18 protein-coding genes and 2 tRNA genes are annotated in these 26,206 nt (G+C 61.6%); 16 read left to right on the forward strand and 4 right to left on the reverse strand.

Going from position 1 to position 26,206, the window contains the following annotated elements:
• From B5F12_RS09535 to B5F12_RS09545, 3 genes are all read right to left on the reverse strand, one after another.
• Positions 1-229: hypothetical protein (locus tag B5F12_RS09535; RefSeq protein WP_204221545.1), on the reverse strand; the 229-nt coding region annotated here is incomplete at its 3' end.
• Between the two features lie 125 nt (positions 230-354).
• Complete coding sequence (locus B5F12_RS09540; protein WP_087233755.1) at positions 355-609, reverse strand: pro-sigmaK processing inhibitor BofA family protein; 255 nt, start codon at positions 607-609, stop codon at positions 355-357.
• Positions 606-842 carry a DUF2508 family protein gene (locus B5F12_RS09545; protein WP_087233758.1) on the reverse strand — a complete coding sequence of 79 codons (237 nt, stop codon included), beginning with the start codon at positions 840-842 and terminating at the stop codon, positions 606-608. Before B5F12_RS09545 ends, B5F12_RS09540 begins: the two co-directional genes overlap by 4 nt.
• A gap of 440 nt (positions 843-1,282) precedes the next feature.
• Here B5F12_RS09545 and B5F12_RS09550 point away from each other — a divergent pair, with 440 nt between their 5' ends.
• The 7 genes from B5F12_RS09550 to B5F12_RS09580 all read left to right on the forward strand — a co-directional run bounded on the left by B5F12_RS09550 (position 1,283) and on the right by B5F12_RS09580 (position 10,628).
• Positions 1,283-3,025 (forward strand): Na/Pi cotransporter family protein, encoded by a 1,743-nt coding sequence (locus B5F12_RS09550; protein ID WP_087233761.1) that lies wholly within the window; start codon positions 1,283-1,285, stop codon positions 3,023-3,025.
• A gap of 204 nt (positions 3,026-3,229) precedes the next feature.
• A complete protein-coding gene (locus B5F12_RS09555; protein WP_087233764.1) occupies positions 3,230-5,227 on the forward strand; it encodes a toprim domain-containing protein in 1,998 nt (665 codons plus the stop codon).
• Positions 5,228-5,399: 172 nt separating this feature from the next.
• Positions 5,400-7,646, forward strand: a complete 2,247-nt coding sequence (locus B5F12_RS09560; RefSeq protein WP_087233767.1) for a DNA gyrase subunit A — start codon at positions 5,400-5,402, stop codon at positions 7,644-7,646.
• A gap of 12 nt (positions 7,647-7,658) precedes the next feature.
• Positions 7,659-8,522: a YitT family protein gene (locus B5F12_RS09565; RefSeq protein WP_087233770.1), complete on the forward strand. Its 864-nt coding sequence runs from the start codon at positions 7,659-7,661 to the stop codon at positions 8,520-8,522.
• A 32-nt stretch (positions 8,523-8,554) separates the two neighbouring features.
• On the forward strand, positions 8,555-9,637 hold the full coding sequence (locus B5F12_RS09570) for a hypothetical protein (protein ID WP_087233773.1): 1,083 nt from the start codon (positions 8,555-8,557) through the stop codon (positions 9,635-9,637).
• 76 nt (positions 9,638-9,713) lie between these two features.
• Positions 9,714-9,789, forward strand: a tRNA-Gly gene (locus tag B5F12_RS09575).
• A 763-nt stretch (positions 9,790-10,552) separates the two neighbouring features.
• Positions 10,553-10,628: transfer RNA gene (locus B5F12_RS09580), tRNA-Gly, on the forward strand.
• Positions 10,629-11,072: 444 nt separating this feature from the next.
• Here B5F12_RS09580 and B5F12_RS09585 read toward each other — a convergent pair.
• On the reverse strand, positions 11,073-12,335 hold the full coding sequence (locus B5F12_RS09585) for a competence/damage-inducible protein A (protein WP_087233776.1): 1,263 nt from the start codon (positions 12,333-12,335) through the stop codon (positions 11,073-11,075).
• A gap of 408 nt (positions 12,336-12,743) precedes the next feature.
• Between B5F12_RS09585 and aroF the strand changes: the two genes are divergently transcribed.
• From aroF to B5F12_RS09630, 9 genes are all read left to right on the forward strand, one after another.
• The gene (gene aroF / locus B5F12_RS09590) at positions 12,744-13,766 is read left to right on the forward strand and encodes a 3-deoxy-7-phosphoheptulonate synthase (protein WP_087233778.1); all 1,023 of its coding nucleotides are present in this window, start codon (positions 12,744-12,746) and stop codon (positions 13,764-13,766) included.
• Between the two features lie 26 nt (positions 13,767-13,792).
• Positions 13,793-14,125 (forward strand): DUF6054 family protein, encoded by a 333-nt coding sequence (locus B5F12_RS09595; RefSeq protein WP_087233781.1) that lies wholly within the window; start codon positions 13,793-13,795, stop codon positions 14,123-14,125.
• A 15-nt stretch (positions 14,126-14,140) separates the two neighbouring features.
• A complete protein-coding gene (aroB, locus tag B5F12_RS09600) occupies positions 14,141-15,202 on the forward strand; it encodes a 3-dehydroquinate synthase (RefSeq protein ID WP_087233784.1) in 1,062 nt (353 codons plus the stop codon).
• Positions 15,203-15,214: 12 nt separating this feature from the next.
• Positions 15,215-16,441: a 3-phosphoshikimate 1-carboxyvinyltransferase gene (locus B5F12_RS09605; protein WP_087233787.1), complete on the forward strand. Its 1,227-nt coding sequence runs from the start codon at positions 15,215-15,217 to the stop codon at positions 16,439-16,441.
• A complete protein-coding gene (aroC, locus tag B5F12_RS09610; protein WP_087233790.1) occupies positions 16,438-17,484 on the forward strand; it encodes a chorismate synthase in 1,047 nt (348 codons plus the stop codon). Before B5F12_RS09605 ends, aroC begins: the two co-directional genes overlap by 4 nt.
• 101 nt (positions 17,485-17,585) lie before the next feature.
• The gene (locus B5F12_RS09615; protein WP_087233793.1) at positions 17,586-18,749 is read left to right on the forward strand and encodes a bifunctional chorismate mutase/prephenate dehydratase; all 1,164 of its coding nucleotides are present in this window, start codon (positions 17,586-17,588) and stop codon (positions 18,747-18,749) included.
• Positions 18,746-19,684, forward strand: coding sequence for a type II 3-dehydroquinate dehydratase (locus B5F12_RS12335; protein WP_087233796.1), 939 nt, complete (start codon positions 18,746-18,748; stop codon positions 19,682-19,684). The genes B5F12_RS09615 and B5F12_RS12335 overlap by 4 nt, the downstream gene beginning before the upstream one ends.
• Position 19,685: 1 nt before the next feature.
• Positions 19,686-20,516: a shikimate dehydrogenase gene (locus tag B5F12_RS09625; RefSeq protein WP_087233799.1), complete on the forward strand. Its 831-nt coding sequence runs from the start codon at positions 19,686-19,688 to the stop codon at positions 20,514-20,516.
• A 314-nt stretch (positions 20,517-20,830) separates the two neighbouring features.
• Positions 20,831-25,615, forward strand: coding sequence for a beta-N-acetylglucosaminidase domain-containing protein (locus B5F12_RS09630; RefSeq protein WP_158096795.1), 4,785 nt, complete (start codon positions 20,831-20,833; stop codon positions 25,613-25,615).
• Positions 25,616-26,206: the final 591 nt, after the last annotated feature.

Below are 26,206 nucleotides of genomic sequence, written 5' to 3' on the forward strand. Positions count from 1 at the left end.
GGTCCGGCTCCTGGGTGGGGGTGTCGGAGGCTGGGGTCTGAGGGGTATCCGTGGTCTGCCCCTGGGGCAGCCAGCTGGGCAGCGCCCCGCCGTTGTTCAACGCCAGCAGGTATCCGCCGCCGCCCACCACCAGGATGGCCAAAATACACACGATAAGTTTCAGGAAGGTGCTGGCGCCGCCGCCCCGTCCCTGATATCCTCTATATCCCATGCGGTTTCGTCTTCGCACCGAAACCACCCGCCTTTCTCATCTGGAGTCTCTGGGGGCAGCGCTGGGCCGCCCACCGTGCCCCTTATTCTACCACACCTTTCCCAGCGATTCCACCGACATTTTGTAGATATTTTCCCGCCCCCTCAGCGGAACACCCACTGTGTCAACATGAGAAGCCCAAATCCTGGAACTCCCAGCACCCCCAGCACCAGGCCGTTGAGGGCGTTGAAGCCCAGGTACACCCCCAGGCTGGGCCCGATGCCCTGGAGGCCCCACAGCACCGCCATGGCCACCCCCCACCGCACCGCCAGCTTTCCCAGCAGGCGCAGGGGGCGGCGGAAGATCGCCAGCAGCATCAGCGCACCCAGGGCCACCCCCAGCCACAGCCCCCAGCTCATCGCAGCCCCTCGTCGGCGGCGTCCAGGCGCTTGACCTGGCGCACCAGGTAGGAGTAGCGGCTGCGCAGGGCATTGATCTCATACACGCAGGCGTCCACCAGGTCCGGGTCCGAGTGCAAATTGAACTGGGCATAGGCCTGGTTGAGCTGCACCCGGGTCTGGGCCACCCCCTCCATCAGGCACCGGCGCTCCTCCAGCCTGACATTCCTCCCCCGTTTTCTTCCCACCGTCATAGGGCATCCTCCTTTGGTTTTTTGTTCCAGATTCTCTCCCAGTTTAAGCGAAATACATAAAAATTATTCCAGACCGGAAAAACTCTCCTAATATGGAGCCTCGCAGAGTTCCGTCACCCGCAGGTGGCGGAATCCATTGAAATCTCGTCATTTCCGGGGACATGTGCATCGGAAATGACACCTCTCATGGCGGACGGGGTGACTTTTTCGCAAGAAATCGAGCCCCATCCGCCATGCAATCCCCCACTCAAAGAAGTCCTGGGACTTCTTTGAGTGATTAAAAATTATTCCTCTGCTGGTGGTGTGGTTATAATACGGAAAGGAGTGGCGGCTCTGCCATCAGAATTTTGGGACACACACTCTTTACACTCCGTTTACGTGTATGTTATACTATGACCAGTTATGTCCAAATTTGAAGAAAAAGATTGAGGTATGCGACTATGGATTTATTCGACGTCCTGACGATGTTGGGCGGCCTGTCCCTGTTCCTCTTTGGTATGTCCATTATGGGCGATGGACTGGAGCGAGCAGCGGGCAACAAGCTCAAAACCATCCTGGAGCGGCTCACCTCCAGCCCCATCAAAGGCTTCTTCCTGGGCCTGGTGGTCACCGCCATCATTCAGTCCTCCTCTGCCACCACGGTGATGGTGGTGGGCTTCGTCAACTCCGGTGTGATGAAGCTCAATCAGGCCGTGGGTATCATCATGGGTGCCAACGTGGGCACCACGGTGACGGCCTGGATTCTGTCTCTGTCCGGCATTCAGGGCGACAGCTTCTTTATCCAGCTGCTCAAGCCCACCTCCTTCTCCCCCATTCTGGCCGTCATCGGCGTGGTGCTGTATGTGTTCCTCAAGGACAACCGCAAGCGGGACATCGGCGCCATTCTGCTGGGCTTTGCCACTCTCATGTTCGGCATGGACACCATGTCCGGGGCTGTGGCCGGTCTGAAGGACGTACCTGAGTTCACCAACATCCTGCTGATGTTCTCCAACCCCATCCTGGGCGTGCTGGCTGGCGCGGCTCTCACCGCCATCATCCAGTCCTCCTCTGCCTCTGTGGGTATCCTGCAGGCCCTGGCCTCCACGGGTGTGGTGACCTTTGGCTCCGCCATCCCCATCATCCTGGGCCAGAACATCGGCACCACCGTCACCGCCATGCTCTCCTCGGTGGGCGCCAACAAGAACGCCCGTCGGGCTGCCCTCATTCATCTGTATTTCAACGTCATTGGTACCATTACCTTCCTCATTTTGTTCTTTATCCTGCAAGTCTTCATCCCCATGCCCTTCCTCAACGACAGCATCAACGAGTTCTATATCGCCGTGGTCCACACGGTGTTCAACGTGGTGTGCACCCTGGCCCTGCTGCCCTTCAACAAGCTGCTGGTGAAGCTGGCCTGCGCCACCATCAAGGAAGAGGCCAAGGAGCCCGAGGTCATGCTGTTGGACGAGCGCCTGCTGGTCACTCCTCCCATCGCTCTGGAGCAGTGCAACAAGCTGGCCATCGGCATGGCCAACCTGGCCAGCACCTCCGTCCAGCGTGCCCTGGGCCTCATCACCTCCTACAACGAGGAGGACGCCAAGCTGGTGTGCGAGGTGGAGGATCAGCTGGACCAGTACGAGGACCAGATTGGCTCCTACCTGGTAAAACTGTCCACCAAGACCCTGTCTGTGGATGACAGCCGCGCCGTGTCCCTGCTGCTGCACTCCATCAGCGATCTGGAGCGCATCAGCGACCACGCCAAGAGCATCCAGATCTCCGCCCAGCGGATGCACAACAAGCACAATCAGCTCTCCGGGGACGCCAAGGAGGAGCTGCAGGTGCTGGCCAAGGCCGTCACCGCCGTCACCAAGGAGACCGCCAAGAGCTTCGCCGACGACGACAGCAAGCGGGCCCGGAAGGTGGAGCCCATGGAGCAGGTGGTGGACCACCTGTGCTCCAACATGAAGGCCCGCCACATCAAGCGTCTCCAGGACGGGGCCTGCCGTGTGGAGCAGGGTATGCTCTTCACCGACGTGCTGGGCGACTGCGCCCGCATCTCCGACCACTGCTCCAACGTGGCTGCCGCCATCATTGAGCTGCACCACGACAGCTACGACACCCACCAGTACCTGGGTGACCTGCGCAGCGACCCCGAATTTAAAGAGCTGTACCAGGAGTACCTGGCCCAGTATCCCCTCCCCTAAGCAAATCGGTAACATGCACGCATTTCCAACCGCCGCAGCCACAGCGCTGCGGCGGTTTTGTTTGCACTCCTACGGGCGAACCAGTGAAGAGTGAAGAGTGAAAAGTGAAGAAGTGGAAGCGGCAAAGCCGCTTCCTTGACGGGGGCCAAACCTTGCGCTATAATTAAAATGAAATGATATGCTCATACAAAAGTAGGTGCAACTATGGCAAAAGCCAGTGTAAAGACAACATATGACAACCAATCCATATCTTCCCTGAAGGGTCCGGACCGGGTGCGCAAGCGCCCCGGCGTCATCTTCGGCTCCGACGGACTGGACGGCTGCCAGCACGCCGTGTTCGAGATTCTCTCCAACGCCATCGACGAGGCACGAGAGGGCCACGGCAGCCAGATCATTGTCACCCGCTACCAGGACCACTCCATTGAGGTGGAGGACTTCGGCCGGGGCTGCCCCGTGGACTGGAACGAGGCGGAGGGCAAGTACAACTGGGAGCTGGTGTTCTGCGAGCTGTACGCCGGCGGCAAGTACAAAAACGGGGACGGGGACAACTACGAGTACTCTCTCGGCCTCAACGGCCTGGGCTCCTGTGCCACCCAGTACGCCTCCCGCTACTTTGACGCCACCATCTACCGGGACGGCTTTAAGTACACCCTCCACTTTGAGCGGGGCGAACTGGTGGGCGAGATGATCAAAGAGCCCGCCGACCGGAAAAAGACCGGCTCCAAGTTCCGGTGGCTGCCCGACCTGGACGTGTTCACCGACATCGACATCCCCCTGGAGTACTACACCGACACCTTGAAGCGTCAGGCGGTGGTCAACGCCCCGGTCACCTTCCGGCTGCGCAACCAGATCGGGGCCAACCGCTTTGAGACCACCGACTTCAAGTACGAAAACGGCATCATCGACTACGTCACCGAGCTGGTGGGAGATCAGTCCCTCACCCCCCCGGTGTTCTGGCAGACCGAACGGAAGGGTCGGGACCGGGCGGACAAGGCAGATTATAAGGTGAAGCTGTCTGTGTCCTTCTGCTTCTCCAACACGGTGAATTTGGTGGAGCACTACCACAACTCCTCCTGGCTGGAGTACGGCGGCGCCCCGGAGAAGGCCATGCGCTCCGCCTTTGTCTCCGCCATTGATTCCTGGCTCAAGCAAAACGGCAAGTACCAAAAGAGCGAGTCCAAGATCACCTGGGCGGACATTCAGGACTGCCTGGTGCTGGTGAGCAACAACTTCTCCACCCAGACCAGCTACGAGAACCAGACCAAAAAGGCCATCACCAACAGGTTTGTCCAGGAGGCCATGACCGAGTTCCTCCGCTCCCAGCTGGAGGTCTACTTCATCGAGAACCCCTTTGACGCCGAGAAGATCGCCGGACAGGTGCTCATCAACAAGCGGTCCCGGGAGACCGCCGAAAAGACCCGCCTGGGCATCAAAAAGAAGCTGTCCGGCTCGGTGGACATCTCCAACCGGGTGCAGAAGTTCGTGGACTGCCGCACCAAGGACGTTGCGAGGCGGGAACTGTATATCGTGGAGGGCGACTCCGCTCTGGGCGCCTGTAAGCTCAGCCGAGACGCCGAGTTCCAGGGCATCATGCCCGTTCGCGGTAAGATTCTCAACTGTTTGAAGGCCGATTACGCCAAAATCTTCAAAAGTGAGATCATCACCGACCTGTTGAAGGTCATGGGCTGCGGCGTGGAGGTGAAGGACAAGCACGTCAAGGACCTGTCCGCCTTCGACCTGTCCGCCCTGCGGTGGAACAAGATCATCATCTGTACCGATGGCGACGTGGACGGCTTCCAGATTCGCACCCTCATCCTCACCATGCTCTACCGCCTCACCCCCACCCTCATCCAGGAGGGGTATGTGTTCATCGCCGAGTCCCCCCTGTACGAGATCACCTGCAAGGAAAAGACCTGGTTTGCCTACTCCGACCGGGAGAAGGCAGAGATCTGCCAGCAGCTGGACGCTGAGAAGAAAAAGTATGACTTGCAGCGGTCCAAGGGTCTTGGTGAGAACGAGCCGGACATGATGTGGCTGACCACCATGAGCCCGGACACCCGGCGGCTCATCAAGGTCATGCCCGAGGACGTGGAGCGCACCGCCCAGGTCTTCGACCTGCTGCTGGGGGACAACCTCCAGGGCCGCAAAGATCACATTGCGGAAAACGGCTACAAATACCTGGATATGGCCGATATTTCATAACTTCTATCTCTCATTTGTTGCTCCTGTAGGGGCGGGGCTTGCCCCGCCCGTATCACCAGGGCAATTCCAGGGTAGCAACGGGAGGGGCAAGCCCCTCCCCTACCCCCACGCCGGAAAGTCCAAAGCGTGGATTTTAACGCTAGAAATCGTATCATGATAAGGACGGAATTACATGGCTAAGAAGAAGTCCCCCGCAGAGGGGGCAAAGAAGAAGACAAACCCCAACGTCATGGGACTCCACGCCCAGGTGCTGGAGCAGCCCATCACCCAGACCCTGGAGCTGAACTACATGCCCTACGCCATGTCGGTGATCGTCTCCCGGGCCATCCCGGAAATCGACGGCTTCAAGCCCAGCCACCGCAAGCTGCTGTACACCATGTACCAGATGAAGCTGCTCTCCGGTCCCCGCACCAAGAGCGCCAACGTGGTGGGCGCCACCATGAAGCTCAATCCCCACGGCGACGCCGCCATTTACGACACCATGGTGCGCCTCTCCCGGGGCTACGGGGCTCTGCTCCACCCCCTGGTGGACTCCAAGGGCAACTTCGGCAAGGTGTACTCCCGGGACATGGCCTGGGCCGCCTCCCGATACACCGAGGTGCGGCTGGATGCCATCTGTCAGGAGCTGTTCCGGGACATTGACCAGGACGCCGTGGACTTTGTGCCCAACTACGACGGCAAGCTCCAAGAGCCCACCCTGCTGCCCACCACCTTCCCCAACGTGCTGGTGGCGGCCAACCAGGGCATCGCCGTGGGTATGGCCTCCAACCTGTGCGGGTTCAACCTAGGGGAGGTGTGCGAGGCCGCCATCGCCCGGATGAAGAACCCGGAGGCGGACCTGCTGGCCATTTTGAAGGCCCCAGACTTCTCCACCGGGGGCCAGCTGCTCTACGACCAGAAGGCCCTGGAGGACATCTACCGCACCGGCCGGGGCAGTGTGAAACTGCGGGCCAAGTGGAACTACTCCAAGAGCGAAAACCTCATTGAAGTCACCGAAATCCCCTACTCCACCACCGTGGAGGCCATCATTGACAAGGTGGCGGAGCTCATCAAGGCGGGGAAAATCCGGGAAATTTCGGACATGCGAGACGAGACGGGCCTGGACGGCCTGAAAATCGCCATTGACCTCAAGCGTGGCACCGACCCGGACAAGCTCATGGCCAAGCTCTTCTCCCTCACTCCCCTGCAAGACTCCTTCTCCTGCAACTTCAACATCCTCATTGCGGGCATGCCCCGGGTGATGGGAGTGGGCGAGATTCTGGACGAGTGGACGGCGTGGCGGATGGACTGCGTGCGCCGCCGCACCTACCACATCTGCAAAAAGAAAGAGGACAAGCTGCACCTGCTCCGGGGTTTGAAGCAGATTCTGCTGGACATTGACAAGGCCATCGCCATCATCCGGGAGACAGAGGAGGAGGCGGAGGTGGTGCCCAACCTGATGATTGGGTTCGGCATCGACCAGATTCAGGCCGAGTACGTGGCAGACATCCGGCTGCGCAACATCAACAAAGAGTACATTCTCAAGCGGGTGGAGGAGGTCTCCACCCTGGAAGAGGAGATTGCGGACCTCACTGACCTGATGAACTCCCCCAAGCGGATTCAGAAGGTCATCATCACCGAGCTGCAGCAGGTGAAGAAGAAGTACGACACTCCCCGGCGCACCGAGATCATCTACGAGTACGAGAACCTCTCCGCCGAAAAGGCCGCCGCTCAGGAGGCCCCGGACTACCCCGTCCACGTCTTTCTCTCCCAAGAGGGATACTTTAAGAAGATTACCCCCCAGTCGCTGCGCATGAGCGGAGAGCAGAAATACAAGGAAGGGGACGGCCCCTACCTGCACTGGGAGGGGAGCAACCGGGACGAGCTGCTGGTGTTCACTGATCGTCAGCAGTGCTACAAGACCCGCCTGTCCGACTTCGACGACTCCAAGGCCAGCATTCTGGGCGACTACCTGCCCACCAAGCTGGGCATGGACCCAGAGGAAAAGGTGGTGTGGGCCTGCTGTCCCGGCGACTACTCCGCCCACCTGCTCTTCTTCTTTGAAAACGGCAAGGCCGCCCGGGTGGAGCTGGGGGCCTACCAGACCCAGACCCGGCGGAAAAAGCTTACCACCGCCTACTCGGACAAGTCCCCCCTGGTGTCCGCCCTGGTACTCTCGGAGGACACCGAAATGGCGGTATGCTCCACCGAGGGGCGCTGCGTGGTGTTCCACACCGCCTCCCTCACCCCCAAGTCCACCCGCTCCACCCAGGGTGTGAACATCATGACCCTGAAACCCAAGTACAAGGTGGAGTGGGCCAAGCCCCTGAGTGAGACCACCATTGTCAACGCCCCCCGGTACCGGGCCCGCTCCCTGCCCATTGCCGGTGCACTGCTAAAGGAAGAGGACCGTGGCGAGACGCAGCTGTCTCTGCTGTAACAAGGAGTAGCTATGAATGTAAAGAAAAATCTGTGGGCCATTCTGGTCATCACCTTCGCCTCCGCCATCTACGCCCTGGGCTTTGTGTGGTGCTTTGCCCCCAACGACATCGCCTTCGGCGGCATCACCGGCGTGGCTCAGATCATCAACCACTTCATCCCCGTCTTTCCTGTGGGTATGACGGTGATTGTGCTCAACATCCCCCTGTTTATTTTGGGCTGGAGGTTCATTGGCGGACGGCTGCTGGTGCTGTCCCTGTACGCCATGTTCATCTCCTCGGTGTTCATCGACATTCTCACCCCCCTGTATGACTGGCAGCCCATGGAGCCCCTGCTGGCGTGTATCTTCGGCGGCCTGCTCATGGGCCTGTCCCTGGGCTTTGTGTTCCAGCAGGGCGCCACCACCGGCGGCACCGACCTGGCCGCCCGGCTTTTGAAGCTGGTGTTCAAGTGGCTGCCCATGGGCAAGCTGCTGCTGGCCGTGGACCTGATCGTGGTGGTGTCCGTGGCCCTGGCCTTCCAGACCATCAACACCGCCCTCTACGGCCTGGTGGCCCTGTACATCTCCACCCTGGCTCTGGATGGGGTCCTCTACGGCATGGACACCGCCAAGGTGGCCTACATCATCAGCGACCACAACGAGGAGATCCGCCGCACCCTGGTGGAGGACCTGGACAAGGGTGTCACCATCCTCCACGGCCAGGGCGCCTACACCGGGGCGGAAAAGCAGGTGCTCCTGTGCGCCTTCAAGCAGCGGGAGATCGCCACCATCAAGTCCGCCGTGAAAGGCCTGGACCCCAACGCCTTCCTCATCGTCTGCGACGCCCATGAGGTGCTGGGCGAGGGCTTCCAGGTGTATCACTCCGACGGACTCTAAGCCGCCCCACCTGGGGCAAAGGAGGGAGACTCATGAAAGTACGACTGCTGGCCCTGGGCCTTGCCACCGCCCTCACCCTGTCCGGCTGCACCGCCATGCTGGAGCGCAGCTACGTCTCCTCCGCCACCCACCTGGACTACTCGGTGACGGAGGACTCCTCCATCCTGCGGGTGGAGAACTATCAGGGCCTGGTCAACGCCCTGCTCTACTTCGTCAACCAGCACTCCACCAACGGCACGTTGCGGCTGTACAACTACGCCGGGGACGTGGAGTCGGACTTGGAGCGCGCCTGCAACGAGGTCATGACCGAGGACCCCCTGGGGGTGTTCTCGGTGCGCTCCATGAAGTATGACAGCACCCGCATTCTCACCTACTACGAGGTGGATGTGCGCATTGTCTACTCTCGCTCGGCTCAGGTGGTGTCCTCCATTCAGTCTGTGGCGGGCCTCTCCGGGCTACGGGGCGAGCTGACCCGGGTCATCTCCACCCGGCAGTCCCAGAGCATCTCCCGGGTAAGCTACTTCTCTGGAGACGCCGCCGCCGTGGAATCCCTGTTCTGGCTGGCCTTTTACAGCAACCCCCAGACCGCTTTGGAGCCTCCCAAAATCTCCGCGTCCCTCTATCCCGAATCCGGGGCCCAGCGCATTGTGGAGCTGACCCTCACCTGGCCGGACACCCAGATTGACCTGGAGGAATACGCCAAGTCTCTGGAGACTCTGGCGGGCCAGCTGCTGGAGGAGTCCGCCCAGACCCCCTACACCCTGGAACAGCTCACCGGCCTGGTCCAGAGCGTGGCCGCTCCCTCCACCACCGGCTCCCTCACCGCCCTGGACGCCCTGTCCGGCAAGCCCGCCAGCGACCAGGGGCTGCTGCTGGGCCTGGAGGCCCTGCTGCAAGAGGCGGGGATGGAGTACACCATGGTGTTGGGCTCTCAGAACTCCATCCGCACCCTATGGCTCATTGTGGCCACCGACCACGGCTATCGCCACCTGTTGGCCCAGTCCCTCCACCCGGACCAGCCCCTGAAGCTGTACACCGACCAGCAGATGACCGATCAGGGCTATACCTGGTCCACCTCTCTCTATCCCGCCTGTCGGGAAAACGGGGAGGAATAAGGAAACGTTTTTTCGAGAAACTTTGAATTTTGTGTTGACAAAAGGGATGATATCTGGTATCATCCCTTTTGTTGTCGCGAGTGTAGCTCATCTGGTAGAGCGCCACCTTGCCAAGGTGGAGGTAGCGAGTTCGAGCCTCGTCACTCGCTCCATAGTGTGGAGATATGCCTATCTGGGTATATCTCCATTTTTTCTTGTCTTAGCGAACTCGCTACCTCCACCTTAACTTGAAATCTGAGGTTGGGGGCCCCGCAAAAGCCATGGGCTTTTGTGGGTACGGAAGCGGGTTCGAGCCTCGTCACTCGCTCCAAACAAAAACGGTCTGACTTAGGTCAGGCCGTTTTCATTTGGTATCCGTAGGTTATTTCAATGCTCGCCGGAAGTCAATTCCGGCTGCGCCAAGGTTTTCGCCCCAGGCGAAAACACTTGTACGGCGCACCCGCGCCGCCCCGCCTTGCGGGGCCCCATGGAGACGTACCTGTTCGGGTATATCTCCATTTTTCATGTCTTGGTGAACTCGCCCTCCTCCATCGGCTCCCTTGTGTAAAGGGATTGTTCTTCTAAACAGCATAGTTCAGGCTTCCCAGCCCGGTGGGGACGCTACCCGCTGGGGGTTTCTTTTGAGCGGGCAAAAGAAACCAAAACCCGCTTAGGGCGTTCCCCCCTAAGTACCCCCCTAGGGTACGAGACTGGAACTGCGTCATTCCCACCGTCGGCCCTGGCCCCGGCGGGGTCACATAGATGGCCTGGCAAGTCTATGGGAAGCGCCCCCTTCTCTGTAAGACTATGCCTTTGTTTCCAGGGCCTCACCCTGGTGCGCGGCGTTCCCACCGCCGGGAATGTCTGCCGCTCCACACTTTTTTCATTTCACCCTTGACAAATCCTCTTCCCTCTGGTATCATACCCTTTGTCGTTGCGAGTGTAGCTCATCTGGTAGAGCGCCACCTTGCCAAGGTGGAGGTAGCGAGTTCGAGCCTCGTCACTCGCTCCATGTAAATGGAGACGTACCTGTTCGGGTATGTCTCCATTTTTCTTGTCTTGGGAACTCGCTACCTCCACCTTAACTTGAAATCTGAGGTTGGGGGCCCCGCAAAAGCCCGTGGCTTTTGTGGGTACGGAAGCGGGTTCGAGCCTCGTCACTCGCTCCAAATAAAAACGGTCTGACTTAGGTCAGGCCGTTTTCATTTGGTATCCGTAGGTTATTTCAATGCTCGCCGGAAGTCAATTCCGGCTGCGCCAAGGTTTTCGCCCCAGTCGAAAACACTTGTACGGCGCACCCGCGCCGCCCCGCCTTGCGGGGCCCCATGGTATGGAGATGTACCTGTTTGGGTATATCTCCATTTTTTCTTATCCCGCAAAAGGCCCGGCGCAGATGCGCCGGGCCTTTTCCATTGCAATCCGTGCCGCTACGCGGCACACCACAATTCTTCATTATTCATTCTTCATGATTCATTTTTAGGCAGTATTTCCGCACCAAATCCAGGGCATGATTGGCCGCCAGAGTCCGCACTCGGTCCCGGCGCTGGGCAGCGCCCCCCAGGTGCAGCTCCACCGCCTCACAGCCGTCCGGCGTGGCCAGCGCCACATACACCAGCCCCACCGGGTTGCCCCGGTCGTCGCTGTCCGGGCCCGCCACTCCGGTGGTGGACACCGCCAGGTCACAGCCCAGCACCTTCCGGGCCCCCTGGGCCATCTGCCGGGCCACCTCGGCGCACACCGCCCCCTGCTGCTCCAGCACCTCCTGGGACACCCCCAGCACGTTGTGCTTGACGGCATTGGTGTAGCTCACCACGCCGCCCTGGAGCACCGCCGAGGCCCCGGGCACATCGGTGACCCGCTTGGCAATGAGGCCCCCGGTGCAGCTCTCGGCAGTACCCAGGGTCAGGCCCTGTTTGGCCAGCATGGGCACCACCACTTCCTCCAGGGAGGTCACATCCGCCCCGTAGACCTGGTCCCCCAGGATGTCCCGGACCTCCTGCTCCACCGGGGCGATCATCTCTTTGGCTTCCTCCACGCTTTCCGCCTTGGCGGTGATGCGCAGCTCCACCTCCCCCTCCTTGGCGTAGGGGGCCAGGGTGGGATTTTGGAGGGTGTTCATCTTGTCCCGGAGCAGCTGCTCCACCCCCGACTCGCCCAGGCCGAAAATGCGCAGAGTGCGGGAGTGAATGACCCCCTGGGTGAGCTGGGCCAGATACGGGGTCACCTCTTCCCGGAACATGGGCAGACACTCCCGGGGCGGGCCGGGAAGCATCACCACATGCACCCCATCCACGCAGAAGGCACAGCCCGGGGCAGTGCCCCAGCGGTTTTCCAGCACCGTGCACCCCTTTGGCAGATAGGCCTGCTGGAGGTTGTTGGCCGTCATGGTGCGCCCGGACTTGGCAAAGTAGTCCCGGATGCTCCGCTCACACTCGGGGTGGAACTCCAGAGGGAGCCCGAAGGCCCCCGCCACCACCTTCTTGGTCAAGTCGTCGCAGGTGGGCCCCAGCCCCCCGGTGGTGATGAGGATGTCTGCCCGGCCTTTGGCAATCTCCACCGCCTGGGCCAGGCGGGCGGGGTTGTCCCCCACCACGGTGTGGTGGTACACGTTGAGGCCCAGCCCAGATAAGAGCTGGCTTAAATCCCGGGCGTTGGTATTTAAAATATTGCCCAGCAGCAGCTCGGTGCCCACTGCCAGCAATTCTACACGATGTTCCATGTTGGTGCTCCCTCCTGTGGTCTTTGCTGCTATCCTATTCCCTCCTCCGCCCCCTTGTCAATGCCCTGCATCTTTCTCACTTTAGCGCACCAGAAAAAAAAGGCTTGCATTTTCTGGCTGTGTGGTCTATAATGGCCTCACTTGAACGAAACGAGGTTTACAGCAATGGCCCGTCTGTCTGCCCACAACTTCATGGCTTATTATGGCTTTACTCGATTTACCGGGTACGGCAAATTTGTCGTGGAGCAATGTGGCATATGAGTGAGGCGTTTGGCACCCACACCCGTGGGGGCAACTGCTGACATACCGGAATGGGACGCTCATTGACGCATTGGCAGTCAATGGGCGTTTTTGCATACCGGGGACCTCTTCCCAGCCGCTGAGACAAGTAGAAAGGATGAACAACGTATGGTTATCGTGATGAAGCCCTCTGCCACACAAGATACCATCCAGGCTCTGGCCCACCAGCTGGAGACAGACCACCCAGAAGTGCGGGTGAGCATCACCAAAGGCGTGGGCTGCTCCATTCTGGGCCTGGTGGGAGACACCTCCCAAATTGACCAGGACAAACTCACCATCCACCAGGACGTGGACCGGGTGATGCGGGTCCAGGAGCCATACAAGAAGGCAAACCGGAAGTTCCACCCCGAGGACAGCGCCGTGCGCATTGGCAACGCCGTCATCGGCGGCGGCGGATTCACCGTCATCGCCGGGCCCTGCTCGGTGGAGAGCCGGGAGCAGATCATTGACGTGGCCCAGTCGGTGAAGGCCTCCGGGGCCTCTCTGCTGCGGGGCGGCGCCTTCAAGCCCCGCACCTCCCCCTACGCCTTCCAGGGCATGGGCACTCCCGGCCTGGATCTGCTGCTGGAGGCCAAGGCAGAGACCGGGCTGCCCATCGTCACCGAGCTGATGAGCCCCAAATACTGCGAGCTTTTCGAGGAAAAGGTGGACATGGTGCAGATTGGCGCCCGAAACATGCAGAACTTCGACCTCCTCAAAGAGGTGGGCAAGATGTCCAAGCCCATTTTGCTCAAGCGGGGCCTGGCCAACACCTACGAGGAGTGGATCATGTCGGCGGAGTACATCATGGCCGCCGGCAATGAGAACGTCATTTTGTGCGAGCGAGGGGTGCGTACCTTCGAGACCTTCACCCGCAACACCTTGGACCTGTCCGCCATCCCCGCCATCCGCCGCATGAGCCACCTGCCCATCGTGGTGGACCCCTCCCACGCCGCCGGGATGTACTGGATGGTGGAGCCCCTGGCCATGGCCGCCGCCGCTGTGGGCGCCGACGGTTTGATGATCGAGGTGCACAACAACCCCGCCTGTGCCAAGTGCGACGGCCAGCAGTCCCTGACCCCCGAGAAGTTCCGCCGCCTCATGGACAAGGTGGTGCCCCTGGTGGAGCTGATGGGCAAAACCCTCACCTAACATAAAACAAGAGAGGAGTATGAACTATGGCCATGCTAGAGCGCACCCTCACAGGAAACTTTGACCAAGTCCTCCGCACCCTGGACCAAGCCATCTTAAACGGCAGCATGTCCGCCTCCTACGAGGACGGCACGGTGTACACTATGGGCGACGTCCGCTGCGCCGTGCGTATGTACGAGCGGTACAGCTACACCGGCGGCAACCGGGTGGCCCTGTGTATGACCCTCACCGGACAGGGCGACCAGCTGCGCCTGACCGCCATCACCGCCGGCGGCAGTCAGGCCATGTTCTTCAAGCTCAACACCTGGGGCGAGGAGGCCTTTTTGGACACTTTGACCCAGGCCATCGACAAACTCTGAGAGGAGATATCCCCCATGCGAACCCTCACAGTCCCCCTCCCCGGACGGGAGTATGACATTCTCATAAGGCCCGGCCTGCTCCCCCAGGCCGGGGGCTACATCTGCTCGGTGGTCCCCCAGGCCCGGAAGGTGGCCCTGGTCACCGACTCCCACGTGGCCCCGCTGTACGGCGAGACGGTGGCCCACAGCCTGGCCCGGGCCGGGTTCCAGGTGGAGACCTTCGTGGTCCCCGCCGGGGAGCAGAGCAAGTGCTCCAAGCAGCTGGCCCGCCTGTGGAGCAGCTTCGCCCAGTTCGGCCTCACCCGCACCGACTGCGTGGTGGCCCTGGGGGGCGGCGTGGTGGGGGACCTGGCGGGCTTTGCCGCCGCCACCATCCTGCGAGGGGTGGCCCTCATCCAGATTCCCACCACCCTTCTGGCCCAGGTGGACTCCTCGGTGGGGGGCAAGGTGGCCATCGACCTTCCCGAGGGGAAGAACCTGGCGGGGACCTTCTACCAGCCCCGGCTGGTGCTCATGGACCCTGAGGTGCTGGGCACCCTGCCCCACGAGACCTTTGCCGATGGCATGGCAGAGGTCATCAAGTACGGCTGCATCGCCGACCAGGGCTTTTGGGAGTTTTTGAGTCAAAACCCCTCCCGCTCCGCCATCATGGCCAACATGGAACAGGTGCTGTACACCTGCTGCCGCATCAAGGCGGAGGTGGTAGCCGAGGACGAGCTGGACACCGGGCGGCGGATGATTCTCAACTTCGGCCACACCCTGGGCCACGCCTATGAGCTGGCGGGCCACTACACCACCCACACCCACGGCCAGGCCGTGGCCGCCGGGATGGTTCGGGCCGCCCAACTGGGCACCGCCCTGGGTCTCACCCCCGCCCAACTGGCCCCGGACATCGCCCAATTGGTGGAGGCCTTCGGCCTGCCCACCGCCATTCCCTGTTCCCAGGCGGACTACGCCGCCGCCATCGGCCTGGACAAGAAGGGGGCGGGTTCCTCCCTCTCCCTCATCCTCCTGGACCGACCCGGCCACGCCCTGGCCTACCCCATTTTGAAACAGCAGCTGCTGGAGATGCTGTAACGAGGTATTGCTATGAACGTCACCATCACCCCCACCAAGCTTCACGGCCCCGTCACGCCCCCTCCCTCCAAAAGCCAGGCTCACCGGCTCATCATCGCCGCCGCCCTGGCCTCTGGGGAGAGCGTGCTCACCCACGTGGCCCCATCCCAGGACATTTTGGCCACCATCCGGTGTATGGAGGCCCTGGGTGCCTCCTTCACCTGGTCCGGGTCCACCCTGACGGTGCAGGGCCTCACCATGAACCGCCCCACCCCTTCCCTTCCCCGCCTGGACTGCGGGGAGTCCGGCTCCACCCTCCGCTTTCTCATCCCCATCGCCCTGGCGGTGGCGGGCGGGGGCGTGTTCACCGGACAGGGGCGGCTGATGGAGCGGCCCCAAAAGCCCTATTTTGATCTCTTCGATGCCAAAGGCATCTCCTACACCCTGGAAGACGGGGTGCTCACCGTGCAGGGCCAGCTCCCCCCCGGGGACTACCCCCTGCCGGGCAACGTGTCCAGCCAGTTCGTCACCGGGCTGCTGTACGCCCTGCCCCTGGTGGAGGGCACCTCCACCATCACCCTCACCTCCCCCCTGGAGTCGGAGGACTACGTGGCCATGACCCGGCAGGCCCTCCACCAGGCGGGCATCACTTTGGACGGGTACACCGTCCAAGGCGGCCAACACTACTCCCCCATTCAGGGCAGCGTGGAGGCGGACTGGTCCCAGGCGGGCTTTTTCTACGCCGGGCTGGGGCTGGGCAATGACCTGGACATCCAGGGCCTGGACCCCCACTCCCCCCAGGGAGACCGGCGCATCGTCTCCTTCTATGAGCAGCTCACCGGGGCGGGACAGACCGTCACTTTGGACGTGAGCCAGTGCCCCGACCTGGTGCCCCCCCTGGCGGCCCTGGCCGCTGGTATGGAGGGGAAAACCACCCACATTGTGGGGGCGGCCCGGCTGCGTATCAAGGAGAGCGACCGACTGGCCACCACCTCCCAGGTCCTCAACGAACTGGGCGCCCAGGTGGAGGAGCTCTCCCAGGGGCTCACCATTCGAGGCGTGGCCCAGTTCGCCGGAGGCGTCACCGTCCCCTGCCACAACGACCACCGCATCGCCATGATGGCCGCCATGGCCGCCACCCGGTGTGAGGCCCCCATCACCCTCACAGGCGCTCAGTGCGTGGCCAAATCCTTCCCCGACTTCTGGGAGGTCTATGAGAAGCTGGGTGGAACCATTGTAAAAAGCGAGGAAATCCTATGAACTATACCATTTTCGGCGAATCCCACGGCCCCGCCATTGGCGTCACCCTCACCGGAGTGCCCGCCGGGCTGGAGCTGGACTGGGCCGCCATTGAGAAAGATATGGCCCGCCGGGCCCCCGGCAAGTCCCCCCTGGCCACCGCCCGGAAGGAGGCCGACCAGGTGCAAGTGCTCTCCGGGGTATTTGAGGGCAAGACCACCGGGTCCCCCCTGTGCGCCATGATTGCCAACACCGACACCCGCTCGGCGGATTACAGCAAAACCCGTGACCTGGCCCGGCCCGGCCACGCCGACTACCCCGCCCACGTCCGCTACCAGGGCTTCAACGACTACCGGGGCGGCGGCCACTTCTCCGGGCGGCTCACCGCTCCCCTGGTGTTTGCCGGGGCCATCGCCAAGCAGATTCTGGCCCAGCGGGGTATCACCGTGGGGGCCCACATCAGCTCCATCTACGGGGTCAACGACGAGGCCCTGGAGGACTGGGATACCCTGAAAGGGGTGGCGGACAAGGACTTCCCGGTGCTCAACGACGAGAAGGGTCAGGAGATGCAGGAGGCCATTTTGGAGGCCAAGGAAGAGCAGGATTCCGTGGGCGGCTCCATTGAGTGCGGGGTGTTCGGACTCCCCGCCGGATACGGCTCCCCCGACTTTGGGGAGAACGCCGAGGGCATCTTCTCCCAATACCTGTTCGCCGTCCCGGCGGTGAAGGCGGTGGCCTTCGGGGCCGGAACCGCCTTCTCCCTCATGCGGGGCTCCGAGGCCAACGACCCCCTGTACGTGGACGAACATGGAAACGTCGGGGCGGAGCAGAACTGCGCCGGGGGCATCAACGGCGGCATCACCAACGGCATGCCCCTGGTGTTCGAGGTGACCATGCGCCCCACCCCCTCCATTGCCCGCACCCAATTTACCATTGATATGAACCGCATGGAACATGCGGAGCTGGAGCTCCAGGGGCGGCACGACCCCTGTGTGGTCCCCCGGGCGGTCCCCGTCATTGAGGCCGCCGCAGCCCTGGCCGCCTGCCAGCTGCTGGGGATCTGATTTCCGGCCGTTCAGGCCGGAAAAATGAAGAATTAAGAATGAATAATGAAGAATTGTGGTGTGCCGCATAGCGGCACGGAGTTTCATTGGAGGCCATTCCCATGGATGAATTGCAGCAGTATAGAGAGGAAATCGACCGCATTGACCGACAGATGGTAGAGCTGTTCCGCCAGCGCATGGCGGTGACCGGACAGGTGGGCCAGTACAAGCTGGAGCGAGGCATCCCGGTGCTGGACGCTCAGAGAGAGCGCCAGGTGCTCCAGGACAAGGCCCGTCTGGTGGAGGGGGACCTGCGCCCCGGCGTCACCACCCTCTTTCAGACCATTATGTCCATCTCCCGCCGCCAACAGCGGGACCTGACAAGAGAACGGGCGGATAACCCCGGCGTTCCCCGGTTTGTCCAGGCCCTGTCCCAGATACGGGAGCCCATCCAGAACCCCCGGGTGGTGTTCCAGGGCGAGCCTGGAGCATACAGCGAACAGGCCTGTGTCAACTTCTTCGGCGAAGGGGTCCAGGCCACCGGGCTGCCCCAGTTTGAGGACACCTTTCTGGCCTTAAAGGAGGGCCGGGCGGACTACGCGGTGCTCCCCATTGAAAACAGCTCCACCGGCGCCATCCGCCAAATCTACGATCTGCTGTCGGAATACGATTTCTTCCTGGTGGGGGAGACCACGGTGAAGGTGGACCACTGCCTCATGGCCCTGCCTGGGGCCACCCTGGACACCATCACCCAGGTGTACTCCCACGAACAGGGACTGCTGCAAAGCGCCAAGTTTTTAAGCCGTTACCCCCACTGGCGGCAGGTGCCCCAGTCGGACACCGCCGGGTCGGCCAAGATGGTGGCCGAGAGCGGCGATGTGACCAAAGCCGCCCTGTGCTCGGCCCGAGCCGCCCAGATCTACGGGCTGAACATCCTGGTCTGTCCCACCAACGACAACCCCCACAACACCACCCGCTTTGTGGTGGTCTCTCCCCAGGTGGAGCTGCGGGAGGGCGCTGACAAGATCAGCACCGTCTTTCTCCTCCCCCATGAGGCGGGCTCCCTCCATGAGATTCTCACCATCTTCGCCGTCCACGGCCTGAACATGGTGAAGCTGGAATCCCGCCCCCTGCCCCAGCACAGCTGGGAGTACATGTTCTTCTTGGAGTTCACCGGAAACCTGAACACCCCGGAGATCGCCGATGTGCTCCATGAGCTGTCCCAAACCACCGGAGACTTCCGGGTACTTGGCAACTTCGTGTCGAATTTGGAGGAAGAAGCATGAAGAATATTATCCTCATTGGTATGATGGGCTGTGGAAAAACCACCGCCGGACATATGTTGGCCCAGCAGCTGGGCCGCCCCTTCGTGGACTGCGACGAGCTGATGGAGGGGACCACCGGGCGCACCATCTCCCAGATCTTCGCCCAGGACGGCGAGCGGGGCTTCCGCTCCCTGGAGAGCCAGGTGCTGGAGCAGCTGAGCAGCCAGGAGGGTTTGGTCATCGCCACCGGCGGCGGGGCGGTGCTGTCCCGGAAAAACGTCATCTCCCTGCGCCGCAACGGCATTCTGGTGTTCCTGGACCGCTCCATTGACGAGATCTGCGCCAGCCTGGACACCGAGGGCCGCCCCCTGGCCCAGGAGGGACACCACGCCTTTGTGGAGCGCCACCACCACCGTCTGCCCCTGTACCTGTCCGCCGCCGACGTGATCATCCAGGACTTTTCCACACCGGAGGCCACCGTTGCGGAAATTCTGGAGAAGATCTCCGAGGTGGGCAAGAAGTTTCTCATCATCAACGGCCCCAACCTGAACCTGTTGGGCAAGGGGGATGTGGAGCTGTACGGAAGGGAGAACCACGAAAACTACGCCTCCCTGTGCACCATGATCGAAGAGTACGCCAAGGTACATAACTCCACCGCCACCTGCTATCAGTCCAACCACGAGGGGGACATTGTGGACCAGATTCAGGCCGCCGACGGCGTCTACGACGCCATCATCATCAATCCCGGCGCCTACGCCCACTACTCCTACGCCATTCTCGATGCCCTGCTGGCGGTGAACACCCCCGCCTTCGAGGTGCTCATCGGCAACATCCACGCCCGGGAGCCCTTCCGCTCGGTGTCCGTCACCGCCTCGGGGTGTGTGGGCCAGATCTACGGCCTGGGCCTCCAGGGCTACCTGCGGGCCATGGACTTCTTCCTCAAAGGGGGACAATAACATGCTGCAAGTCATTGGCGAACCCATTTTCCACTCCAAATCCCCCATCATCCAGACCACCATGCTGGACTATCTGGGTCTGGACATCCCCTACACCCCCCACCTGGTGAAAAAGGGGGAGGTGGCCCAGTATCTGGACTACGCCCTGGCCCATGGGGTCACCGGCTTCAACGCCACCATGCCCCACAAGGAGGACCTGGTGCCCCTGATGGACCAGCTGGGGGAGGAAGTGGAGCTATACGGGGCGGTGAACACCGTCTGCCGCCGGGACGGAACGTGGATTGGCCACAACACCGACGGGGACGGCTGTCTGGAGTCCCTGGTGCATATGGGCATGTGGCCCGCCCGGCAGGTGGTACTGCTGGGGGCAGGCGGCGCTGCCCGGGCGGTGGCCCTGCGCCTGGCCCAGACCAAGGCCGAGCGCATCTGGGTGTGCAACCGCACCCTGCCCAAGGCCCACCAGCTGTGCCAGCTGGATTCCTCCGGCACCCTCATCCCCGTGGGCTTCGACCCCAGCACCCTCTCCCAGGTGTGCTCCCAGTCCCAGCTGGTCATCAACTGCACCAACCTGGGCATGGACGACTGCCCCCACCAGTTTGAGGACTTCTCCTTCCTGGATGCCCTTCCCAAAGACGCCGGGGTGATGGACCTCATCTACTATCCCGCCTGCACCGAATTGCTGCGCCAGGCCCAGACCCGGGGCCTCAAGACCTGCAACGGCCTGCCCATGCTCATCTATCAGGCCATTTTCGCCCTGGAATACTTCTTAGACCGGCCTCTGCCCCGGTATGAACTGGCCCAAGTGGTATTCGCCAAGCTGGGCCTGGTATAGACAGAATGGACAATATAATTCATACAGTTTCATGAGATATAACAATCCTTCTTTTGTTTACTTTTTCCATCTCCAGTGGTATACTGGTAGCAAGTGAACAACAAGAAGGATTGTTACCGTATGGGCAAAACCAGATGAACCGAAAGGGGGCGTATCTCTGTGATATGGGCCCCTTTGGTGTCGTCTGGTCTTTTTCGTCGGTACCTCTTCCGTGGGAGTTCCCCACGGCGTCCATCTTGTCCCATCAGGAGGTGATACATCCCCCAAATTGTCCCGTACATCTTCACTTAAGGAGAATAGGAGGAACATCAACCATGCGCAAGATTACCAAGAAAGTCGGCGCTCTGGTCACCGTGTGTGCCATGTGTCTGTCCACGGTCAGCTATGCCGCTGCCCTGCCTCAGACCCAGGCCGACGAGATCACCAACTCCGCTGCCACCCTCGCCAATGAGGCGACCAGCCCCAACCTGGCCCTCAAGGCCACCGCCGCCTCGTCCGCCAACGAGACCTCTAACTTCACCCAGGAGAAGGCCAACGACGGCAACATGGACACCCGCTGGTCCAGCGGCTCTGTGGAGAACAATCCCCAGTGGCTGCGCCTGGACTTCGGCGAGCCCACCACCTTCAACTGCGTCCGTCTGTTCTGGGAGAAGTCCGGCGGCAAGGCCTACAAGGTCCAGGTCTCTGACGACGGCAACGAGTGGCGTGGCGTGGCCAACGTCACCGACGGCCAGCCCGAGGAGACCCGCACCCTCACCTTTGACGAGGTCACGGCCCGCTATGTCCGGGTGTATGTCACCGAGAACTTCCCTGACATCTGGACCTGCGTGTCCATCTACGAGATGGAAGTGTACAACAACACCTGGGACTTCGTCTTCGGCCAGGCCAAGACCCAGCTGGAGAACGCCCAGAAGTGGGACGCTCTGAGCCGGGACGTGTCCCTGGTGGAGAGCACCGACTACGGCGCCACCGTCACCTGGAAGAGCGACTCTCCCTACCTCACCGTGGAGTACGGAATGCTGAAGGTGACCCTGCCTGAGACCACCACCCAGGCCACCCTCACCGCCACGGTCTCCTACCTGGGCAACAGCGCCGACGTGGAGATTCCCGTGACCATTCTGTCCCAGACCGATCTGGACAACACCTATGACCTCAACCCCACCCCCCAGAAGCTGGAGATGCAGTACAACCTCATCGACTTTGACAACGTCAAGGTCTACTATGAGTCCGGCATCACCGACGTCACCCGTGGCCGGGTGCAGGAGATCATGGACAAGCAGGGCGTGTCCTACACCGTCACCGAGAACTATGAGGAGAGCACCCTGGCGTTAGGGTTGCACGGCTCCACTGAGAACGTGGACACCAACACCACCGGCTACTCCGACGACCTGTTTGTGGCCAGCGAGACCAAGTATGACGCCCACTTTGTGGACATCAACTCCAATGGCCGCGTGACCATCCTGGGTGAGGACGACGACGCCGTGTACTACGGCCTGGCCACCCTGGACGACGCCATGGAGACCGTGGCCGGTCAGCAGCTGACCTGCGCCACCATCGAGGACTATGCCAACATGCAGTACCGCGGCATCGTCGAGGGCTTCTACGGCAAGGTGTACTCTGTGGAGGACATTCTCTCCCTGTTCGAGTACATGGAAGACAACAAGATGAACACCTTCGTCTACGGCCCCAAGGGTGACCCCTATCACCTGGGCAACTGGCGGGATGAGTATCCCACCGAGATCACCGACGAGCAGCGCTTCTACGGCATGATGACCCAGGACGACATGCGCACCATCACCGCCGCTGCCGCCGAGAACAACATCTCCTTTGCCTGGTCCATCCACCCCGCCATGCAAAACGGCATCAACTTCACCGACCGTGACAGCGTGGAGCAGGGCATTGACGACATCATGGAGAAGTTCTCCCACATGTACGATCTGGGCGTGCGCCAGTTCGGCGTGTTTGTGGACGACATCGACACCGGCGTGGCTCTGCGTGGCTCTGAGAACCAGGCCTACATGATGGCCGAGCTCCAGCGCCGCCTGGAGGACAAGTACAACGGCTCCGAGGACCCCGCCGATCACGTGGCCGGCACCTACTACGTGCCCAGCTTCTACGCCCTGGGCTTCGGTTCCTCCTCTCAGCTGGAGACCAACCTGGGCGCCTTCCGTGAGGCCAACCAGGGCAACAACGTCATCATGATGATGACCGGCTCCGGCGTGTGGTCCCCCATCCGCAACTCCGACCTGCTGAAGATCCAGCAGTACACCGGTAAGAAGCCCGTCATGTGGTGGAACTACCCCGTCAACGACAACATTGACGACCAGATGCTCATGAACCGTCTGGACTCCGTGTACGCCACCGATTTGGACGTCACCGCCAGTCTGGGCGTTCTGTCCAACCCCATGAACCAGGCGGAGGCCTCCAAGGTGGCCCTGTACGGTGTGGCCGACTACACCTGGAACACCGCCAACTTCGATGTCCAGAGCAACTGGGAGGAGTCCTTTGCCTCCTACACCGATGACCCCGCCATGCAGGAGGCCCTGCGTGTGTTTGCCAGCCACGCTGCCAAGAACCAGGACCACACCAACATCAACTCCATCTTCAACGCCTACAAGTCGGACAGCTCCAACTATCCGGCCGTGCTGGAGGAGATGCAGAAGATCGTGGATTCCTGCCAGCTCATCCTCACCCTCAAGGACAGCGATGATTACAAGCTGGTGAACCTGGAAGAGGAGATTCGCCCCTGGGTGTACCGCCTCAATGACATGAGCCAGATCATCATCGACTGCATCCAGGCCATGTATGGCGAGGAGAGCCAGCGCTTCGATCACCTGATGAACGCCATCTACCTCTCCAACGGCATCGACACCCTGGAGAAGTACAAGGTGGAGAGCCTGGAGGGCCAGGGCACCAGCCAGACCATCAGCAACTATGTCACCAGCCCCGGCAACCTCTACATCCTGCCCTTCGCCCGCTACATCATGACCCAGGCCGGCGGCTCCTTCTTCACTGACGCCTCCGACCCCTTCGTCTACACCGACACCAACACGGAGGGCTGGGCTATGGCCAAGTCCGGCAACACCTTCACCGTCACCGACGGCGAGACCGTGACCCTGGGCTCCGGCTCCTATGTCCAGTTCGACCTGGCCCAGCTGGTGGCTCTGTCCTCCGTGTCCGGCCTGGACGACCTGAACGTCCAGATCTCCCTGGACGGCAAGACCTGGACTGGCTTTGCCGCCGGCACTCAGGCCCGCTATGTGCGTGTGATGAACAACACCGCTGAGGAGATTTCCGTGGACCTGACCCAGGTGTCCATCGCCGCTCAGGTGGTGTCCATCGCCTCCGTCACCTCCAGCGCCCAGATCTATGAGCCCAACAACTACCCCACCAGCAACATCAACGACTACAACACCACCACCTTCGTCTGGCTCAACAGCCAGGCCAAGGGCACCCACCTCACCGTCACCTACTCCGCCCCCACCAGCATCAACCGCATCGAGTACACCACCACCACCGATGGTGACCGCATGGTTGGTAAGGTGAACCTGGAGTATCAGGACACCGACGGCAACTGGAACTCCGTGGGCATCGTGGACAGCGATGACTTTGTCTCCGGCGCCATCGCCGTCACCTTCGACACCGTCCAGGCCAAGGCCATCCGGGCCACCGTCACCGAGTCCCGCTCCACCAACTGGCTGAAGATCGCCGAGTTCCACGGGGTGTCCACCGACGCTGAGTACGTGGCCACCGTCAACGGCGTGGGCGAGGCCAAGCTCACCGACCGGGACGTGATGAGCTTCGTCCAGGCCACCGGCGAGGGCGAAGTGGTGTACCACGTCTACGAGAGCACCAAGGCCAACGACCTGGTGCTGTACAACGCCCTGGGCACCTGGGACGGCGTGAGCGTGTACGCCGTCACCGCCGATGGCGAGACCCTGCTGGAGCATGATGCCGACCTGAGCAACACCGGTGCCCGTGTCTACCACGCCAACCAGCTCAAGGGCGTCACCGCCTTCCGCATCGCCTACACCGACGGCATCTACCTCAACGAGATCGAGATCAAGGGCGACCGCTTCGTGGCTCTGAACACCTACGGCGTGCAGCCTCAGGTGGACGAGGCCAAGGCCGCTGCCGCTGAGCCCGGCTACACCGCCGAGTCCATCGCCGCCCTCAACGACGCCATCGCCGCTGTGGAGGCCATTCTGGCTGACAACACCCTGGGTGAGCCCGTGACCCAGGAGGCTCTGAACACCGCCGTGGAGGCCATGAACGCCGCTGTGGAGGCCCGTGTGCCCGATCAGCCCGGTCAGGAGGCCAACAAGGCTCTGCTCCAGGCCACCTACGACTACGCTGTGACCCTGGACACCACCGGCGTGGTGGACTCCGCCGTGGCCATCTTCCAGAAGGCCCTGGACGAGGCCAAGACCGTGCTGGACGACCCCAACGCCACCCAGGAGCAGGTGAACACCGCTTGGGACAACCTGCTCACTGGCATCTGGTCCCTGGGCCTGAAGCAGGGCAACAAGGACATTCTGGAAGTGCTCATCGCCAAGGCTGAGACCATGGTCGCCAACCAGAGCAAGTACGTGCAGGACCACTGGCAGGAGCTGCTGGACGCTCTGAACGCCGGCCAGAAGGTCATGGACGACGGCGACGCCCTCCAGGGCGACGTGGAGACCGCTGTGGAAGACCTGATGAACGCCATCCTGGCCCAGCGCTACAAGGCCGACAAGTCCATCCTGGAAGACCTCATCGGCAAGGCTGAGGGCATCGACCTGACCGACTACACCGCCGAGTCCGTGGCCGTGTTCCGCTCCGCTCTGGCCACCGCTCAGTCCGTGCTGGCTGACGAGACCCTGTCCGAGGACGACCAGGCCACCGTGGACAACGCCGTAGCCGCTCTGTCCGCTGCTATGGACGGCCTCACCGCCGGTGGCGCTCCCGAGACCACCGACAAGCCCCAGACCACCCAGAAGCCCGAGAACGTGCCTCAGACTGGCGACTCCGCTCAGCTGATGGTGTACGTGGCTGCTCTGGCTGGCTCTGTGAGCCTGCTCACCGGCGCCGCTTACGTGAAGGGCAAGCGCCGCAGCTAATGCAAAAAAGCTCCGGGGGGAAGCAAATTGCTTCCCCCCGGTCTTTTTTGCAAATGAATAACGAAGAGTGAATCATGATGGTGTGCCGCACCCTATCGGCTCCCTCCGGGAGGGAGCTGTCTGCGTCAGCAGACTGAGGGAGCATGCGGGCGGCTGCACTGTAGGTTTGCACACAGCATAGACCTGCACCAGACGTTCCGGACACTCTGGTACTCTCCGCCTATTGCGCCAAAAATTTTAAGCCTTTGCTACAATCTCCCTCCGTCATGGCTACGCCATGCCACCTCCCTCCCTGAGGGAGGCTTTGAGGCTGGCAGGTATCGGGAACGTTTGCCGCACCTTCCTGTTGCGCTGTGGTAGGGGCCGGGCTTGCCCGGCCCGAAAAGCCTGGAGCATACCAGGGGGAAGATTCGGGAGGGGCAAGCCCCTCCCCTACGCCCAGCAACCCAAGATATGCGGCAATCTTCAGGGCTTGCATTCTTCATTCTCCTACAATAAAGTTACGGTTTAAGGCGCGGCAGCCAGCCGCGTCTTTTTCCATCTCAAAGCCGAAGCTGTTAGAATGAGAGAGTAAATGGTCTGGCACCAACA

The sequence above is a fragment of the Pseudoflavonifractor sp. An176 genome, assembly GCF_002160435.1.
In the GTDB taxonomy this organism is placed as follows: Bacteria; Bacillota; Clostridia; order Oscillospirales; family Oscillospiraceae; genus Enterenecus; species Enterenecus faecium.